General features: G+C 40.9%; 15 protein-coding genes. 10 read left to right on the forward strand and 5 right to left on the reverse strand.

Features of this window, described 5'->3' with window-relative positions; all coding sequences use genetic code 11:
* Positions 1 to 112 precede the first annotated feature (112 nt).
* Entirely contained in the window at positions 113 to 1,069 is a 957-nt protein-coding gene (locus tag F2A31_RS07860) for a LysR family transcriptional regulator (RefSeq protein ID WP_026057247.1), read from the forward strand.
* A 102-nt stretch (positions 1,070 to 1,171) separates the two neighbouring features.
* Here the strand turns inward: F2A31_RS07860 and F2A31_RS07865 are convergent, their stop codons facing one another.
* Genes F2A31_RS07865 through F2A31_RS07885 form a run of 5 tightly spaced genes read right to left on the reverse strand, consistent with a single transcriptional unit; the run spans position 1,172 to position 7,685 of the window.
* Positions 1,172 to 2,074 (reverse strand): hydroxymethylglutaryl-CoA lyase, encoded by a 903-nt coding sequence (locus tag F2A31_RS07865; RefSeq protein WP_150025918.1) that lies wholly within the window; start codon positions 2,072 to 2,074, stop codon positions 1,172 to 1,174.
* Positions 2,071 to 4,062 carry an acetyl/propionyl/methylcrotonyl-CoA carboxylase subunit alpha gene (locus tag F2A31_RS07870; protein WP_150025919.1) on the reverse strand — a complete coding sequence of 664 codons (1,992 nt, stop codon included), beginning with the start codon at positions 4,060 to 4,062 and terminating at the stop codon, positions 2,071 to 2,073. Before F2A31_RS07870 ends, F2A31_RS07865 begins: the two co-directional genes overlap by 4 nt.
* Positions 4,063 to 4,073: 11 nt before the next feature.
* The gene (locus F2A31_RS07875) at positions 4,074 to 4,877 is read right to left on the reverse strand and encodes an enoyl-CoA hydratase/isomerase family protein (RefSeq protein ID WP_150025920.1); all 804 of its coding nucleotides are present in this window, start codon (positions 4,875 to 4,877) and stop codon (positions 4,074 to 4,076) included.
* 9 nt (positions 4,878 to 4,886) lie between these two features.
* Positions 4,887 to 6,488: a carboxyl transferase domain-containing protein gene (locus tag F2A31_RS07880; protein WP_150025921.1), complete on the reverse strand. Its 1,602-nt coding sequence runs from the start codon at positions 6,486 to 6,488 to the stop codon at positions 4,887 to 4,889.
* 24 nt (positions 6,489 to 6,512) lie between these two features.
* On the reverse strand, positions 6,513 to 7,685 hold the full coding sequence (locus F2A31_RS07885) for an isovaleryl-CoA dehydrogenase (RefSeq protein ID WP_150025922.1): 1,173 nt from the start codon (positions 7,683 to 7,685) through the stop codon (positions 6,513 to 6,515).
* A 145-nt stretch (positions 7,686 to 7,830) separates the two neighbouring features.
* Here F2A31_RS07885 and F2A31_RS07890 point away from each other — a divergent pair, with 145 nt between their 5' ends.
* The 9 genes from F2A31_RS07890 (at position 7,831) to F2A31_RS07930 (ending at position 18,563) form a co-directional block, all read left to right on the forward strand.
* On the forward strand, positions 7,831 to 8,448 hold the full coding sequence (locus F2A31_RS07890) for a TetR/AcrR family transcriptional regulator (protein WP_005080687.1): 618 nt from the start codon (positions 7,831 to 7,833) through the stop codon (positions 8,446 to 8,448).
* A gap of 110 nt (positions 8,449 to 8,558) precedes the next feature.
* A complete protein-coding gene (locus F2A31_RS07895) occupies positions 8,559 to 10,253 on the forward strand; it encodes an AMP-binding protein (RefSeq protein WP_150025923.1) in 1,695 nt (564 codons plus the stop codon).
* 65 nt (positions 10,254 to 10,318) lie between these two features.
* Positions 10,319 to 11,023, forward strand: a complete 705-nt coding sequence (locus F2A31_RS07900; RefSeq protein WP_150025924.1) for a class I SAM-dependent methyltransferase — start codon at positions 10,319 to 10,321, stop codon at positions 11,021 to 11,023.
* Positions 11,024 to 11,324: 301 nt separating this feature from the next.
* On the forward strand, positions 11,325 to 12,599 hold the full coding sequence (locus F2A31_RS07905) for a DcaP family trimeric outer membrane transporter (RefSeq protein ID WP_150025925.1): 1,275 nt from the start codon (positions 11,325 to 11,327) through the stop codon (positions 12,597 to 12,599).
* A gap of 94 nt (positions 12,600 to 12,693) precedes the next feature.
* Positions 12,694 to 14,058, forward strand: a complete 1,365-nt coding sequence (locus F2A31_RS07910) for an MFS transporter (RefSeq protein WP_150025926.1) — start codon at positions 12,694 to 12,696, stop codon at positions 14,056 to 14,058.
* 431 nt (positions 14,059 to 14,489) lie between these two features.
* On the forward strand, positions 14,490 to 15,254 hold the full coding sequence (locus F2A31_RS07915; protein ID WP_150025927.1) for an SDR family oxidoreductase: 765 nt from the start codon (positions 14,490 to 14,492) through the stop codon (positions 15,252 to 15,254).
* Positions 15,255 to 15,345: 91 nt separating this feature from the next.
* Positions 15,346 to 16,257, forward strand: a complete 912-nt coding sequence (locus F2A31_RS07920) for an SDR family NAD(P)-dependent oxidoreductase (protein WP_150025928.1) — start codon at positions 15,346 to 15,348, stop codon at positions 16,255 to 16,257.
* A gap of 2 nt (positions 16,258 to 16,259) precedes the next feature.
* Complete coding sequence (locus tag F2A31_RS07925) at positions 16,260 to 16,730, forward strand: MaoC family dehydratase (protein WP_228715626.1); 471 nt, start codon at positions 16,260 to 16,262, stop codon at positions 16,728 to 16,730.
* Positions 16,731 to 16,739: 9 nt separating this feature from the next.
* Positions 16,740 to 18,563 carry an acyl-CoA dehydrogenase gene (locus F2A31_RS07930; RefSeq protein ID WP_150025929.1) on the forward strand — a complete coding sequence of 608 codons (1,824 nt, stop codon included), beginning with the start codon at positions 16,740 to 16,742 and terminating at the stop codon, positions 18,561 to 18,563.
* The last annotated feature ends 29 nt before the right edge of the window (positions 18,564 to 18,592 follow it).

Below are 18,592 nucleotides of genomic sequence, written 5' to 3' on the forward strand. Positions count from 1 at the left end.
AATGGGCTTAGCGTCTAAAACAGAGGGCTGGCTCAATGTATGTACATATTTACCATTGTGGATGATCTAAACTGGTGCAACAATGCGTAATTTAGGAAAAGATATTTACGTTATGCGCAAAAATCACGAGGGTGGACTGTTACATGCCATGCATGCTTTCCTGAAAGTGATTGACAGTGGAAGTTTTACGGCAGCAGCAGAACAGATGGATTTGACCACAGCACAGGTGTCACGTCTGATTAGCGAATTAGAAACGCGTTTGGGTGTAAAGTTGTTGCAACGTTCAACTCGACAGCATGCATTGACCGATATTGGTGCAACCTATGCGGAACGCTGTCGTCAAGTACTTTCAATCATAGAAGAGGCAGAAGCAGAGGCAACAGGGACTGCTGCAAAACCCAAAGGTCGATTACGTATCCAGAGTATGGCCAGTTTTGGACATTATTATGTTGCACCTGTAATGGCGGAATTCTGCCAAACTTATCCAGATCTCACGGTTGAATATCGCACATCGCAAAATGCCCCAGATCTTTTAGCCAAAGGGATTGATGTTAGTTTGTATTTAACAGAGTCTTTGACTGATTCAAGATTTGTTTCTCGTCGAATCGGTAGCATTTTTTCTGTTTTATGCGCTTCACCTACTTACTTACAAAAACATGGTATTCCTCAGTCACCAGATGAGCTACATGATCATGCGTGTTTGCGTTTGGTGAATCCATCTATCACACCACAATGGCACCTCGTCGGTGAAAATAGCTGTTCCTATCAAATTGATATTTCAGGACAGTTAATCGCAGATACACCTGAACTCTTGTTAGATATGGTGCAACAAGATATGGGAATTGCACTATTGCCTATGTTTGCTGTAATTGATGCGGTTCGGGCTGGACATTTATGTCACATTTTGCCAGCTTGGCGCTCTCCGGATATTGGTGTTTATACCTTATTGCCTTCACGGCACTTTATCGATGCGAAAACACGTGCATGGTTAAATTGGGTAGAGCAATATATCGCACCAAAAATAGAACAGGATACTTCTTATTTTTATCAATTAACCCATCGTGAATAGGACATTTTAAAAAACAAAATAACTGTAATAAATCATCTACAATAATAATTTTAAATGCTCCTTCAAACCAAATTTGGGAGCATTTAGGATCAGTGAATTTATTTATGCGCATGACTGCTGGAGATAGGTATTTGCATAATTTGATAAGTTTTTTCGGTTCAATGTCTGATTGATATTTTGGCTAGCCAACATCAATTTTTCGAGATGAATGCCTGTTTCATATCCAATGTGAGACAGTAAATAATATAAATCCTCTGTTGCAACATTCCCTGATGAACCTTTGGCATAAGGACAACCACCCAGTCCAGCAAGCGAAGAATCAAAGACTCGAATACCTTGCTGTAAGGATTGATAGATATTCGCGATTGCCATGCCATAGGTATTATGAAAATGTCCAGCCAAAATCTTGCTGTCCAACTCTGCTAAGCATGCTTGCCAAACTTTCTGCACTCGATCTGGTGTTGCTGTCCCAATGGTTTCACCCAATGAAATTTCATAGCACCCCATGTCATACAGCCGTTTGACGACATTCACGACTTGTTTGGGATCGATTGCACCTTCGTAAGGACAGTCCACCATACAGGAAACATAACCACGTACACGAACATTATTTGCCTGCGCCGCTTGGAAAATCTCTGAGAATCGCTCTAAGCTTTCATCGATCGAGCAGTTGATATTCTTTCGGGTAAAACTTTCAGAAGCTGCGGTAAAAACCGCAATCTCTTTACATCCAACTGCTAAGGCAGCTTCAAAGCCTTTAAGATTAGGCGTGAGCAAGCTCAAATTTAACTCATCGCGTTGTGGCAACAATTTAAATAACTCATCGCTCTGCGCCATTTGTGGTACCCATTTGGCTGATACACATGAACCCACTTCAATAGACTTCAAACCTGCGTCAATTAAATCATTGATAAAACTCAAGCGTTGTTCAATGCTTAAAGCTTGTTTCTCGTTTTGCAAACCATCACGAGGCCCAACTTCTACAATCTTTACATAGTCACTCATGCAACTTCCTCCTCAGCAGCTTGGAAGTCGACAAGCTCATCACCCGCTTTAACTTGATCACCCACTTGGAAATAGGCATCTAAAATGACACCATCTTTTGGAGCACGAATGGTATATTCCATTTTCATCGCTTCAAGCGTCAAAAGCACATCATCTTTCTTCACAGTGTGATTTGCGCCCACAAGTAATTGTGTCACCACGCCTGGCATCGGTGCTTTGAGATGTCCTTGCTCAGATTGACCATCAGTTTGATTATAATCCTGACGTAAGTAACTAAACTTATAACTTTGTCCAGCGTTGAACAGGGTAATGCCTTGCACACCTCGGTTAAAGGCGAGTTTTTGCTGAATTCCACCAATTTGAATATTAGCACTATGCTGATCAGTCAATTGACCTGTGATGTGATACTGCTGACCATTAAATTCTGCGTTAAACCCTTGTTCAGCAGCAGAAAACTTAATTTGAATATTTTGGTTTAAATAATTCAATTTAATACTGTGCTGATAAGAGACATTACTACGCCATAAGGGTTGCGCCAACCACAGTTGCTTTTGAGTTGATTGGTTATTTTGCATTTGGCTTAGAAATTCAATAAATGCAGTCGCAACAACAAACTCAGGTTTTATATTCGCTGGACTAAACAAAAATTGTTCTTCACGTTGGATTAGATTCGTATCCAATTTTGCTTGTTTGAACGAATCACAACGTACGATTTTTTCCAAAAAGGCAATGTTATTGCCTAAACCATCGACATGGAATTGACTAAGCGCGTGTTGCATTTGAATCAAAGCAGCTTCACGGTTTTTACCCCATACGATCAATTTGGCAATCATTGGGTCATAGAAAGTGGTAATTTCATCACCTTCAACAATGCCACTATCTACACGCACATATTGGTTTTGCGTTGGATAGCGTAGATAATCAATTTTACCGATTGCAGGTAAAAAGCCTTTTTCTGGTTCTTCGGCATAAATACGTGCTTCGAGCGCATGCCCATGAATTTGTAATTCATGTTGTAATTTTGGTAAAGGCTCACCATACGCAACACGTAATTGCCATTCAACTAAATCTTCACCTGTAATCATTTCAGTCACAGGATGTTCGACTTGTAAGCGTGTGTTCATTTCCATGAAATACGCCGTACCGTCTTGTTCAACAATAAACTCAACCGTACCTGCACCGACATAATTTACCGCACGCGCAGCATCGATTGCAGCTTGACGCATCGCATCGAGCTTTTCGCTTGGCATTTGTGGAGCAGGGGCTTCCTCTAATACTTTTTGATGACGACGTTGAACAGAACAATCCCGTTCAAATAAATGTACATAGTTACCATGTGTGTCGCCAAATACCTGTACTTCGATATGACGTGGTTGAATCACATAACGTTCAATCAGTACATCATCATTACCAAAACTCGATTTGGCTTCGCGTTTACATGACGCAAGAGAATGTAGGAAATCTTCGCTACGTTCCACTAGACTCATGCCTTTACCACCACCGCCAGCACTTGCTTTAATCAATACGGGATAGCCAATACGATCTGCTTGTTGTTTTAAAAATTCAGCATCTTGATTGGTACCGTGATAGCCCGGTGTTAGAGGTACACCTGCTTTTTCCATCAAAGCTTTAGAGGTAGCTTTCAAGCCCATCGCTAAAATGGCATCGACTGGAGGACCAATGAAGCAAATATTATGCTGTTGGCAAGCTAAGGCAAATTGATCGTTTTCCGAAAGAAAACCATAACCAGGATGAATCGCTTGGCTTCCTGTATCAATCGCCGCTTGAATAATACGATCAGTTTGTAAATAACTTTGTGTTGCAGGAGATTGACCAATATAAATCGCTTCATCAGCAAGTTTAACGTGTTGTGCATGTGCGTCTGCATCTGAATAAACGGCAACCGTTGCAATACCTAATTTTTTGGCAGTACGAATCACACGGCAAGCAATCTCGCCACGGTTCGCAATTAAAATCTTTTCAAACATGTTGATCATCCTTAATTGTTGTTATTAGAATTTGAAGTCCACGCAGGGGCTTGCTTACTTAAGAAAGCAGTTAAGCCTTCTTTTGCCTCACTGCCTTGACGGACTTGTGCAATGTGTTGAGCAGTTTGTCGAAGTAATTCATCGTTCATACTTTGATTGCTGACCATTTGAATCAGTTGCTTAGATGCTGCTTGGGCATGTGGTCCACCCAGCAATAATGCATCAATAATCTCTTGAACTTTTTTATCTAAATCTTCTGCATCCGCAATTTCATGTGCCAAACCGATTTGTTTTGCTTCGTGCGCTGAGATACGTTCAGCAGTTAAAAAATAGCGTGAAGCTTGTCTAGCGCCAATCGCACGAATCACATATGGACTAATCGTAGAAGGGGCAAGACCTAGTCGAACTTCAGAGGTTGCAAACTTTGCATCGGTACTGGCAATGCAAATATCACATGCAGATGCCAAACCCATACCACCACCAAAAGCAATACCATGAACACGTGCAATCGTTGGCTGATTTAAGGTTGCAAGTGCTTCAAGCATCTGTGCGAGTTTTAAAGCATCGGCTTCATTTTCTTCTGTAGAAGCTTGACCCGCTTGTTTCATCCAATTCAGATCTGCACCTGCTGAAAAGCTTTTACCACGACCTGCTAAAACTACAACTCGAATATCGTCACGGGTAGCAATTTGCTTAAAGCAAGTATGCAATTCTTCAATCACCGTTGTATTGAAAGCATTGTGTAACTCAGGGCGATTCAGCCACACATATGCCACTTGATCATGCTGTTCCACTTGTAAAAATTGATAGCTCATAAACACCTCTTACATGCGGAACACGCCAAATTTAGTCGGTTGAATTGGAGCATTCATTGCAGCGGCTAGACTTAAACCAAGTACTTGACGCGTTTGCGCTGGGTCAATCACACCATCATCCCACAAACGAGCAGAAGCGTAGTAAGGATGCCCTTGACGTTCATACTGATCACGAATCGGTTGCTTAAATTCATCTTCTTCTTGTGCTGACCATTCTGCGCCTTTTTGCTCGATCTGATCACGCTTCAAAGTCGAAAGTACGCTAGCTGCTTGCTCACCACCCATCACAGAAATACGTGAGTTTGGCCAAGTCCATAAGAATCGTGGAGAATAAGCACGTCCACACATACCGTAGTTACCTGCACCAAAAGACCCCCCAATGATGAGTGTAAGTTTTGGAACATTTGCTGTTGCAACCGCCATCACCAGTTTTGCACCGTGCTTGGCAATACCTTCATTTTCGTATTGGCGACCTACCATAAAACCTGTGATATTTTGAATAAATAACAAGGGAATATTGCGTTGGGTACATAGCTCAATAAAGTGTGCGCCTTTTTGAGCTGACTCTGAAAATAGAATGCCATTATTGGCAATAATTCCGACAGGCATCCCATAAAGTGATGCAAACCCTGTGATCAAGGTTGAGCCAAAACGAGCTTTAAACTCATCAAAACGAGAACCATCAACAATACGTGCAATTACTTCACGCACATCAAATGGCTTACGTGCATCTGTAGGAACTACGCCATACAACTCTTTCGCATCAAACAATGGTTCATCAATCTGCTTATTGAGTTCGCTTGGTTTTTTATTCAAATTGGCAACGATATTACGTGCAATCGCAATCGCATGTTCATCATTTTCAGCGAGGTGATCAGCAACACCTGAAAGACGCGTATGTACATCACCACCACCCAAATCTTCGCTACTTACAACTTCACCTGTTGCTGCTTTAACCAAAGGAGGACCACCTAAGAAAATCGTGCCTTGATTACGCACAATAATGGTTTCATCTGACATCGCAGGAACATAAGCACCACCAGCGGTACAGCTACCCATGACGACCGCAATTTGGGCAATACCTTGGCTCGACATACGTGCTTGATTGTAGAAGATACGTCCGAAGTGATCACGATCAGGGAATACCTGATCCTGCATAGGTAAATACGCACCACCTGAATCTACAAGATAAATACAAGGTAAGTGATTTTGTTCAGCAATTTCTTGAGCACGTAAATGCTTTTTAACCGTAAGTGGGTAATACGTGCCACCTTTGACCGTTGCATCATTGGCAACGATCATGCATGTCACACCATTAACCTGTCCAATACCCGCAATCACACCAGCAGCAGGAATATCATCTTCATAAACTTTATACGCAGCAAGTTGTCCGATTTCTAAAAAAGCTGTGCCAACGTCAATTAGTTGATCTATACGTTCACGTGGAAGCAATTTTCCACGCGCTAAATGCTTTTGACGTGCATTTTCTCCACCACCTAATGCGATATTCTGGGCAACTTGTGTTAAATCATTGACCAAACTTTGCATAGCTTGTTGGTTTGTTTTGAAGTCTTCACTTCGCACATTAATTTTGCTTTGTAATTGATTCATATGATGCATCCTGATTTATCGTTATTATTTGGTTTCATTAAACAATTCACGTCCGATCAACATACGACGAATTTCAGATGTGCCTGCACCAATTTCATAAAGTTTTGCATCGCGCCATAAACGACCCGTAGGGAACTCGTTGATATAGCCATTACCACCTAAAGTTTGAATCGCTTCACCCGCCATCCATGTCGCTTTTTCTGCTGCATATAAAATGGCACTGGCTGCATCTTTACGTAAGCTACGGTCATGATCTGCTTTATCACACGCTGTACCAACCGCATATACAAGCGCTTTACAAGCCAGCCAAGTTGAATACATATCAGCAAGTTTTCCTTGCATTAATTGGAACTCACCTAAAGCTTGTCCAAATTGTTCACGTTGATGTAAATACGGAATCACAACATCCATGCAGGCATCCATAATGCCTAGTGGACCTGCGCTTAAAACTGCACGCTCATAGTCCAAGCCACTCATCAGGACTTTAGCGCCGTTACCGACACCACCCAACACGTTTTCAACAGGTACTTCTACATTGTCAAAAAATAATGGATAGGTATTTGAGCCGCGCATACCAAGTTTGTCTAAGTGATGGCCATGACTAAAACCTTTCATGTCCTTTTCAATTAAAAAAGCGGTCATGCCTTTTGCACCTGCTTGTGGATCAGTTTTTGCGTATACCACTAAGACATCCGCATCACCGCCATTGGTAATCCACATTTTTGAACCATTTAAAACAAAATGATCACCTTTTTGCTCGGCACGCAGTTTCATACTGACCACATCAGAACCCGCATTCGGTTCAGACATCGCTAGGGCACCGACGTATTCACCAGAAATTAATTTAGGCAGATATTTCTGCTTTTGTTGCTCATTCCCGTTGCGGTTAATTTGGTTGATACATAAGTTAGAATGTGCGCCGTAAGAAAGAGCGATTGCCGCTGAAGCACGCGAAATTTCTTGCATCGCGATGATATGAGCAAGATAGCCGAGATTAGTGCCACCGTATTCTTCTGAGACTGTTAAGCCTAGTAAGCCCATATCGCCAAACTTTTTCCAAAGATGAGCAGGGAATTTATTGTCTTGATCAACTTGCTGAGCAATTGGTGCAATTTCCTTTGCACAAAATGCGGCAACTGAGTCTTGAAGTGCAACGAGTGTTTCATCCAGACCAAAATTCAAGCTACGTAGGTTCATTGTATACATCCCATTGGTTATATTTGTTGTTCCATAAGCATTGTTGTAGGTGCTTGTGAATTACCATACAATGATTTTTTAAAAAAGTGAATAGAGATTCATAAAATGATTTACAATTCACTTTATTTGTTAGAGAATAAAATTTATGAGCTACAAACGATCATCTTTAATGCAAGAACGGATGGAACAAAATCGTAAATCGATTTTAAGTTCTGCCAGAAAGTTAATCTCGGAAGGAGGGTTTAAAGACGCACAAATTCAAACGATTGCGGAGCAAGCAGGCGTTTCGAGTGGATTGGTTTATCGCTACTTTGACAATAAGAGTCAGGTGCTGATCGAAGTCTTATCTGAAGCAATCAATACCGAGCTTTTGGTGATTGATGCGATTACAGACAGTGATTTGCCAGCAGAACATAAGTTGCACAAAGCAGTAGCAACATTTGTAAAACGGGCGTTAAACAGTCCTCAGCTTGCATATTCACTCATGTTTGAGCCAGTTGATTCATTGGTAGAACATGAGCGTTTTCGTGTGAAGCAATTGATTAAACAGAGCGTGATTAAAATACTCGCAGATGGAAAGGCAAGTGGTGAGTTCGATCTGGAAGATCTAAATACCACAGCACTCTGTGTAGTTGGTGCAATGACTTACGTTGTAGTTGAGCCTTTAGACCCTGCTCAAAATACGAAGTTCGACCAGCAACACAAAGACTATTTTTCAAAACAGATAGCTGATTTTTGTGTGGATGCAGTACGGAAAAAATAGCACGTGTACGGCGATTAACATCATGGAATAGGCGGTTTGAAGAGTAGTTGCAGTAACAACAATTAGACCAGTTAAGATGAGAATTAGAAAGAATCAAGGAGAATGATTCAATGCAACACGTACGGTTAAGCTACGCCTCTGGACCAAGTTCGCAGCCTTTAATTGGGATGACGATTGGAGAAAAATTCGACCAAGCATGCCAGCAATACGCTGAGCGAGAAGCAATCGTAAGTTCACATCAGAATAGACGATTAAGCTACAAAGAGTTGCAAGATGAAGTAAATGCTTTTGCTTGTAGCTTGCTTCAGCTTGGTTTGAAAAAAGGCGATCGACTCGGTATTTGGTCACCGAACTGTGTCGAATGGACAGTCACTCAGTTTGCAGCATTTAAAGCAGGGATTATTTTAGTCAATCTAAATCCAGCCTATAAAAGCCATGAACTCGAATATGTGTTAAATAAAGTTTCTTGCAAAGGATTGATTATCGCATCGCAATTTAAAACCACAGATTATCAAGAGCTTCTGACACGCATAGCACCTGAAATTGATTTCTGTACCAATAAACAAATCCATTCAGAACGTCTGCCTTTCTTAAAGTTTGTGATCAAAATTGATGAAAAACAGCATACAGGTATTCATCGTTTTAGTGATCTGGTCGTCCCCCCAACACAACAACAACTCGATCAATTACAGTTAGCAACGCAACAGTTGCAGTTTGATGAAACCATTAATATCCAATTTACATCAGGTACGACCGGTAATCCGAAAGGCACGATGCTCACCCATCATAACATTTTGAATAATGGTTATTTTGTAGGAGAGGGTATTCGCTTAACGCCACAAGATAAAGTGTGCATCTCAGTACCTTTATTCCACTGTTTCGGTATGGTGATGGGCAATCTAGCCTGTATCACACATGGTTCTACCATGGTGTATCCATCAGCAGTGTTTAATCCACTTGAAACACTCAAAGCGATTCACAATGAACGTTGTACAGCAGCATACGGCGTACCAACCATGTTCATCGCCATCTTAGAGCATGAACAGTTTAACGAGTTTGATCTCTCCAGTTTACGCACAGGGATCATGGCGGGAAGCCCATGCCCACGTGAAATTATGCAGCGTGTGATTGATCGCATGCATATGTCAGAAATTACGATTTGTTATGGCATGACTGAGACTTCACCTGTAAGTGTACAAAGCTCAGTGAGTGACACCATTGATAAACGCGTCAGTACGGTTGGACATGTTCATCCTCATGTAGAAATTAAAATTGTTGATCTCGAAGGGCAAATTGTTCCTCAAGGCACATTAGGTGAACTATGTGTTCGAGGTTACTCTGTGATGGCTGGATATTGGGGCGAAGAAGAAAAAACTCGTGAAGTGATTGATAACGCTGGCTGGATGCATACTGGTGATATTGCGGAGATGGATGCAGAGGGCTTCGTCAAAATCAAAGGTCGTATCAAAGATGTGGTGATTCGCGGTGGTGAAAATCTATTTCCAAAAGAAATAGAAGACTTCTTGTACACCCATCCTGCTATCTGTGATGTACAAGTGATTGGTCTACCTGATACACGTTATGGTGAGGAGCTATGCGCCTGCATTATTTTGCATGAACACCACCAGACCAATGAAGAAAGTATCCGTAATTTCTGTAAAGAGCATATCTCACATAATAAAGTGCCTCGTTATGTCAAATTCTTTAATGAATTTCCTATGACCGCATCAGGTAAGGCCCAGAAGTTTAAGTTACAGGAAATTATGCGCGCTGAACTGAATCTAACAGGGACTGTATTCGACTAAATGATGTTTTACATCAAGTAGAAAAAGCAGCATTTTAAAGTTGCAAAGGCAAAGGATCAGGACGCATGGCAAAAGATTTCAGCAGTCCAAAAGTGGTTGAAGAATACGATCAGCATATCCGTAAATTAATACCAGGATATGAAATCATTCATCAACAAGTAGATGCGATTTTACAGTCTACCTTAAAACCAGATGCTCATATCCTGATTGTGGGATGTGGGACGGGCTATGAGCTGGAATATCTACTAAACAGACATCCAGGCTGGAAATTTACAGCGCTTGATCCTTCCTTAGCCATGCTTGAGAAAGCACAGGCGAGAGTCAATCAATTGAATAAGTGCGCACAAGTTGAATTTGTGCATGGTGACACTTCACATTTACCTGATCAAATTTGTTTTGATGCAGCACTGACAATTTTAGTGGCGCATTTTATTGCTGATGAAAATAAGCCTGTTTTTTTTACAGAGATCCATGATCAATTAAAAGAAAACGGCATATTACTGACCTACGATTTGATGACCTGTGCAGACCTTCAGCAACTTCAAGCACTACGACATATATGTTTGGCACAAGGGTTGACTGAAGTGCAATGTCAGAAAATGTTAAAACGAATGGAAAGCGATTTTTTCACTGTTTCATTTGATGATTATCGGCAATTACTTCACCGCACAGGTTTTATGAATGTGTCTTCATATAGCCAAATTTTAATGTATCAAGGATTGATCGCGCAGAAAAAGAAACGTCATGCGTTTTCTGCACAAGCATCCTAAGCATGGACTAAATCTATGAAGGAATAAAGATGAGTACGCAAACTTAACCCTAGCATCTATTTTTTACCAAATGGTTAATTATCAGTGGTTTATATCACCACTGTGAGATCCCTTTGTCTTTTAAAAAGTAGAAACTTATAAATACCAGCATTTTTATGGGAGGTGAAAACTAAAAGAAACAGGATATTAGTGCTTGAAAACAAGAAATGCGATGCAGTGCGATTAACTGCAAAGGATATAACGCAAACAAATAGCGATCTTAAAGGGTATTTAGGATCAAAAAAGAAGGAAACTTACTTTAATGAAAAAGTTAAAATTGACGGTACATAAAAGTATATTGGCGCTGTCTATTATAGCCGCCATGCCTACTGTATATGCGGCTTCCGAACGTGATGAAGTTGCACAATTACGGCAAGAAGTACAAGAATTAAGAGCCATGCTACAACATTATGTTCAGCAGCCTGCATCAACCCAATCCACAACACAAGCCAAGGCAACAGTTCCATCAAGCCCACAAGCATCACAGTTGAAACTAAAATCTGGTGCAGAGGTGAATTTATACGGCTATATCCGTGCAGATGCATCTTATCAAGCGCAAGGTGCCTCTACGATGTATAACAATATCAGTGGGGTCCCATTAAAAGGAACCGTAGAAGAAGCCCAACAAAAAGATCGTTTACACACAACGGTAAATGTCACCCGTTTAGGCTTAAATTTTACTAGCCCGACTGCAGTAGGCGATGTAGGTGGAAAATTAGAAATGGATTTCTTCGGGGGAGCCTCACGTGATCAATTTCGTATTCGTCACGCCTATTTAACCTTTGATAAATGGCTACTGGGTCAAACATGGTCTACTTTCATTGCACCTGAATACTATCCTGAAACAATTGATGCAGCGACCTATGTGGGAGGGGCATTACAACGCTCACCATTGGTTCGTTATAGTGACAATATTACAGCGAATACCAGCTTTGCATTATCAGTTGAAGATCCTAAATATACAGCACATTCTGATCCTGATAATAAAATGCGTTTACCCGCCTTTGTTGGACGCGTGAATCATAAATTCGACAATGGTTCGATGCTTTCTGGACGTAGTTTTGTTGCAGAGAAAAAAACCAGCAATGATGATGAATGGGCGTGGGGCATTGGCATCGGGGGCAAATATCAGCTCAGTCCAAAAACCTTTTTAAAGGCGGATTATAACCACATCAAAGGAGATGGACGTTTCTTGATGTGGACGAATAGTAGTTATGCCATTGATGAACAAAATAATATACATAGCAATGAATTTGACTCCATTTCTACGGGAATCACACATCAATTTAGCTCACAGTTCCGCTCAACTTTAGGCTATGGCTATATGAAAGCCAAAAGTGACAATAGCTTCGCTCGTCTAAATAAAGACAGTTCAAATCAAAATAAAGAATTATGGCAAGGCTGGATTAACGGTATGTACAACCCATACAAACCGATCACGCTAGGTATGGAATATGTCTATGGTGAGCGCGAAACCTTTGATGGTCGTACAGGGACAGATAGCCGTATCAACATGATGGCGAGTTATGATTTTTAATATAAATAAAACCTTGAATTATATGTTTTTTCTTTAAGGTGCATTATGTCGTTTTAATAATGATTAGGAATTTATCTCATTGAGGAGATGCAGAATGACAACATCTACAGTTAATGTAAATGCAGTAATAGATGAAGCAAAGTTTACGCCTTTTCACTGGAGTATTTTACTTTGGTGCTTAGTAATTATTATTTTTGATGGTTACGATCTCGTCATTTACGGTGTGGTTTTACCCTTATTGATGCAGGAATGGTCTCTTACTTCTGTTCAAGCGGGTATGCTCGCCAGTACCGCATTATGTGGCATGATGTTCGGTGCTATGCTATTTGGTGCATTGGCAGATAAAATCGGACGCAAAAATGTCATTTTAATTTGTGTGACTTTTTTTAGTGGGTTTACTTTTTTAGGTGCGTTTGCATCTAATCCATTCGAGTTTGGTATTTTACGATTTTTAGCTGGCTTAGGCATTGGTGGGGTAATGCCGAATCTCGTGGCGCTGACCTCTGAATACGCCCCTAAACGTATCCGCAGTACCCTAGTCGGCACGATGTTTAGTGGTTATGCGATCGGGGGAATACTTTCGGCATTGATTGGAAGTTATTTGGTTGAAAGTCAGGGATGGCAAATCATGTTCTTGATTGCGGGGATTCCATTAATTTTATTACCAGTTATGTGGAAATTCTTACCTGAGTCTTTAACTTTTTTGGTTAAAACAGGAAAAACTGAGCAAGCAAATAGCATTGTACAAAAAATCTCACCTGAACAAGCCATCAGCAGCAATACTCGTTTAACGCTAAATGAGGAAAATATTCCAACTGGAAGCTCAGTGAAAGGATTATTCCAACAAGGACGTGCATTCAACACACTGATGTTTTGGGTATTGTTCTTTATGTGTTTATTAATGGTCTACGCGTTAAGTAGCTGGTTACCAAAACTCATGCTTGCAGCAGGGTATTCACTTGGTAAGAGTATCTTATTCTTATTTGCTTTGAATGTTGGCGCAATGATTGGTTCAATTGGTGGCGGTATTCTTTCAGATAAATTCCATTTGAAACCTGTGATCATGGGTATGCTCATGGCAGGTGTTGTGGCACTGATCGGCTTAGGATTTAACTCTCCAGCTTATGTGTTATATGGTTTAGTGACTGTTGCTGGTGCGGCGACGATTGGTACTTCAATTCTTCTTTATAGCTATGTTGCGCAATATTATCCATTAAGCGTGCGCTCTACAGGGATCGGCTGTGCTTCTGGTGTTGGACGAATTGGTGCCATTGTGGGACCGATTTTGACAGGTATGTTATTGACCTTAAACTTACCGCATACCATGAATTTTGTGATGATTTCTATTCCAGCTATCGTTGCAATCTGCGCGATTTTAAGTTTGAAACGACATAAATTTGATGAAGAACAGCAATTGGAAGAGGTTAAAACCAATTTAACTGAATCTGGTAATGCTTAGTGGTTTTTGATAATTATTCTTAGAAAATCAAAGGCACATCTACGTATAAGATGTGCTTTTTTAGTTTGTGAAGCACATCTATTTTACAACCCCTTTGCTATTGATGAAATTATCATTTAATCAAAGAGCTGTTCAGCGAGCAAAAGCCCAACTTAAATTATGAGATTTCATTAAGGAAATATATTATTTGATAGCTTTTTTTGAGAACAATTTATCAAATGGAGATTTTAAACATAGTATCACTATTAATTGAATGCATAATTGAATATTAAAATAATTCATTTCATTCATGATACCAAGTTAGGTATGTTCAGGACATCACATAAATAGAGTCATGAGAAGCATAAATTTTAACTTCGGACGTGCAGCAAGGAATATTGAAAACAGGGCAAGATTCTATTTAAGGAACAATACAAAAGGAAATTCTATATATGGCAACAAACTTATTTGATTTAACAGGAAAAATAGCATTAGTTACAGGTGCAAGTCGTGGTATTGGCGAGGAGATCGCTAAACTTTTGGCTGAACAAGGTGCACATGTGATTGTATCTAGTCGTAAAATTGAAGATTGTCAAAGAGTTGCTGATGAAATTATAGCAGCCAATGGAAAAGCGGAAGCTGCTGCGTGTCATGTGGGGAAATTAGAAGATATTGCAGAAATTTTTGAACATATCCGTAAGCAACATGGTCGCTTAGATATTTTAGTCAACAATGCAGCGGCCAATCCTTATTTTGGACACATCCTGGATACTGATATTGGCGCTTATAACAAAACGGTTGAAGTCAACATTCGTGGATATTTCTTTATGTCCGTTGAAGCTGGCAAACTAATGAAAGAACATGGTGGTGGTGCCATTGTAAATACAGCATCCGTAAATGCGCTACAACCCGGAGACCAGCAAGGAATTTATTCCATTACCAAAGCCGCAGTTGTGAATATGACCAAAGCATTTGCCAAAGAATGCGGTCCATTTGGTATCCGGGTAAATGCTTTATTGCCAGGCCTGACTAAGACCAAATTTGCATCGGCACTATTTGCAAATGAAGAGATTTATCAGCAATGGATGAGTTCAATTCCTTTACGTCGTCATGCTGAACCACGCGAAATGGCAGGAACAGTACTTTATCTCGTATCTGATGCTGCGAGTTATACCAATGGTGAATGTATTGTGGTTGATGGTGGTTTAACCATTTAAAAATATAAAAAGTAGTTCCTTCCTATTAATAAATTAAGAGGAACTGGATATTAAACGGCAGTTAAAACAGAACTTTTTTAGGACATAGATCATGACAGTTAATTTAAACAATCGAGTGGCGATCGTTACTGGAGCAGGTGCAGGTTTAGGACGAGAACATGCATTGTTATTGGCCCGTTTGGGTGCAAAAGTTATTGTGAATGATCTTGGCAGTGACGTAAACGGACAGGGCGGATCAACTATGGCTGCTCAAAAAGTCGTAGATGAAATTATTGCTGCAGGCGGTGAAGCAATCGCAAATAGTGCCTCAGTCACGAATATTGAACAAGTCCAACAGATGGTTGATGAAACAATTGCTCGCTGGGGCCGTGTCGATATTTTGGTGAATAATGCTGGAATTCTTCGGGATAAAACGTTTAGCAAAATGTCATTAGAAGATTTTCGTACTGTGATTGATGTACATCTTATGGGCGCCGTAAATTGCACTAAAGCTGTATGGGAGATCATGCGTGAGCAGAAATATGGTCGTATTGTTATGACAACCTCATCTTCTGGTTTATATGGCAATTTTGGACAATCAAACTATAGTGCTGCCAAAATGGCATTGGTGGGCTTGATGCAGACCCTTGCGTTGGAAGGCGAGAAATATAATGTTCGAGTGAACTGCCTAGCACCAACAGCCGCAACACGAATGCTTGAAGGCTTATTACCCGAAGAAGCACTTAAAGCACTGGCACCAAGTGCAGTCAGTCCTGCAATTGCCGCTTTGGTGAGCGAAGATGCACCGACTCGGATGATACTTTGTGCAGGTGCTGGAAGCTTTGAGGCAGCACATATTACGCTTACACAAGGCATTCACTTAGGTACAGATGAGCAGGTTCCTCATGTATTAGCACAACGTTTAGCGGATGTTGCAGACCGTACAGATGAATTTGTTCCTGTGAGAGGCGCTGCTCAAGGTGATCTTGAGTTGAAAAAGGCTTCATTAACAACAGGAGAATAATTTTGACATCATCTGCACAAAATATACTGAGTATTGAACAGCTTTTGGAATTGCAAGGTCAAGCTTTAGGTAACTCGGACTGGATTGCAATAGAGCAACCTATGATCAATACGTTCGCTGATGTAACTCTAGACCGTCAATTTATACATGTTGATGAAGAAGCTGCTCGCCAAACACCGTTTGGTGGCACAATTGCACATGGTTTTTTGACACTATCTTTACTCTCTGTCATGGCAGCTCAGGTACTACCTACTATCAAAGGGCAGCAGTCTGCCGTGAATTATGGTCTCAATAGTGTTCGATTTATCAGTCCTGTTCATAGTGGTAAACGTGTGCGTGGACATTTCCACTTAAAAAAAGTTTCTGAAAAGAATCAGAGAAGTTACCAATTAACGATGGAAGTTAGTGTTGAAATTGAAAATGAAGCCAAGCCAGCACTTGTTGCCGAATGGCTTACGCTTGTGAACATATAGGGGAACCTCATGAGTAATGAATTTGTTCTCTCTCGTAAAGATATAGATTTCTTACTGTTCGACTGGCTAAAAATCGAGGAACTGAGTCAACGCAAACCTTTTAACGGACAAGATCGTTTTGAATATACCTCTGTTTTAAACGTTTACGAGGCCTTGGCAACAGATCTATTTGCTCCTCATAATAAAAAAAATGACAGTCATGAACCTGTGTTTGATGGTGAACGTGTAACAGTTAATCCCGAGGTTGGAATTGCACTCAAAGCCTTTGCAGAAGCAGGTTTGATGAGCGCAGCTTTCCCATCTGAATGGAATGGTATGAATTTACCGAATACTGTTGAGCGCGCAGGAATGGCCTATTTGCTTGGAGCCAACTCAGGTACAGCAGGTTACGCATTTTTGACTATTGGGAATGCCAATTTATTAATGGCACATGGAGATCCAGAAAAAGTTAAACCCTATGTCAGTGCGATGATAGAAGGAAAATGTTTCGGAACCATGTGTCTATCCGAACCACAAGCGGGGTCGAGTCTTGCGGATATTCGTACACGGGCGATCAAAACAAATGATGGGCGCTATCGCTTGTTCGGAAACAAAATGTGGATTTCAGGCGGTGAGCATGATATCTCGGACAACATTGTTCATTTAGTTTTAGCCAAAATCCCTGATGAAAATAGTCAATTGCCTCGAGGCGTTCAAGGTATTTCACTGTTTACCGTACCTCGTAAGTTACTCGATGAACAGGGACAACCAAATGAACGCAATGATATTGCCTTAGCTGGGATTAACCACAAAATGGGCTATCGAGGCACCGTCAACTGTGTGTTAAATTTTGGAGAGGGGCGCTTTACTCCAGAAGGAGAAGCGGGGGCCATTGGTGAGTTGGTGGGCGAAGCTGGTAAAGGACTGGCTTATATGTTCCATATGATGAACGAAGCGCGTATCTCTGTTGGACTTGGTGCAGCAGCATTGGGATATACCGGATATTTGCATGCTTTAGATTATGCAAAGACCCGATTGCAAGGTCGTTCTCGCGGCGAACGTAATCCAAGTTCACCACAAATCCCGATTATTCAACATGCTGATGTTCGCCGTATGTTGTTGGCGCAAAAATCGTATGTCTCAGGTGCATTAGCACTCTGCTTATATGCCGCCAGACTAACAGATGACATCCATTCACTTGAAGATCAAGAACAGCGTGACCAAGCCAATCAACTTCTCGACCTATTAACTCCAGTAGTGAAAAGTTGGTCTTCGGAGTGGGGGCTTGTAGCAAATGATTTAGCCATACAAGTTCATGGCGGTTATGGTTATACCCGTGAATACAATGTTGAACAATTTTATCGTGATAATCGTCTCAACCCGATTCATGAGGGAACATTTGGTATTCAGGCACTAGACTTATTAGGGCGTAAAACACGCCTTAATCACGGTAAAGCGATGAAACTGTTAGATGAAAAAATCTTGGAGACAATCGCTCAGGCCAAAGCGGAACCTACTTTAAGAAATCATGCCGATCATTTAACTGAAAAGTGGCAACTCATCCAGAACGTCACAGAAAAGCTACATGCCTTAACTGATGTAGAGCTCCAACTGGCAAATGCAGCGCATTATCTAGAAGCCTTTGGACATCTGATCGTGGGATGGTTGTGGCTTGATCAGGCAGTCGTTATTCATAAGCGCTTACCAGATGCAACAGATCCAGATTTTCTACACGGAAAACTTGCAGCTTGCGACTATTTCTTTGGTTGGGAAATGCCAAAAATTATCAGTTGGTTATCCGTACTTGATCCTGTCGAGACGACGGCATTTAAAATGCCAATAGAATGGTTCTAGTAAGAACCTTTTTTGCATTTTAGATAAAA

The sequence above is a fragment of the Acinetobacter suaedae genome (genome assembly GCF_008630915.1).
GTDB lineage: Bacteria > Pseudomonadota > Gammaproteobacteria > Pseudomonadales > Moraxellaceae > Acinetobacter > Acinetobacter suaedae.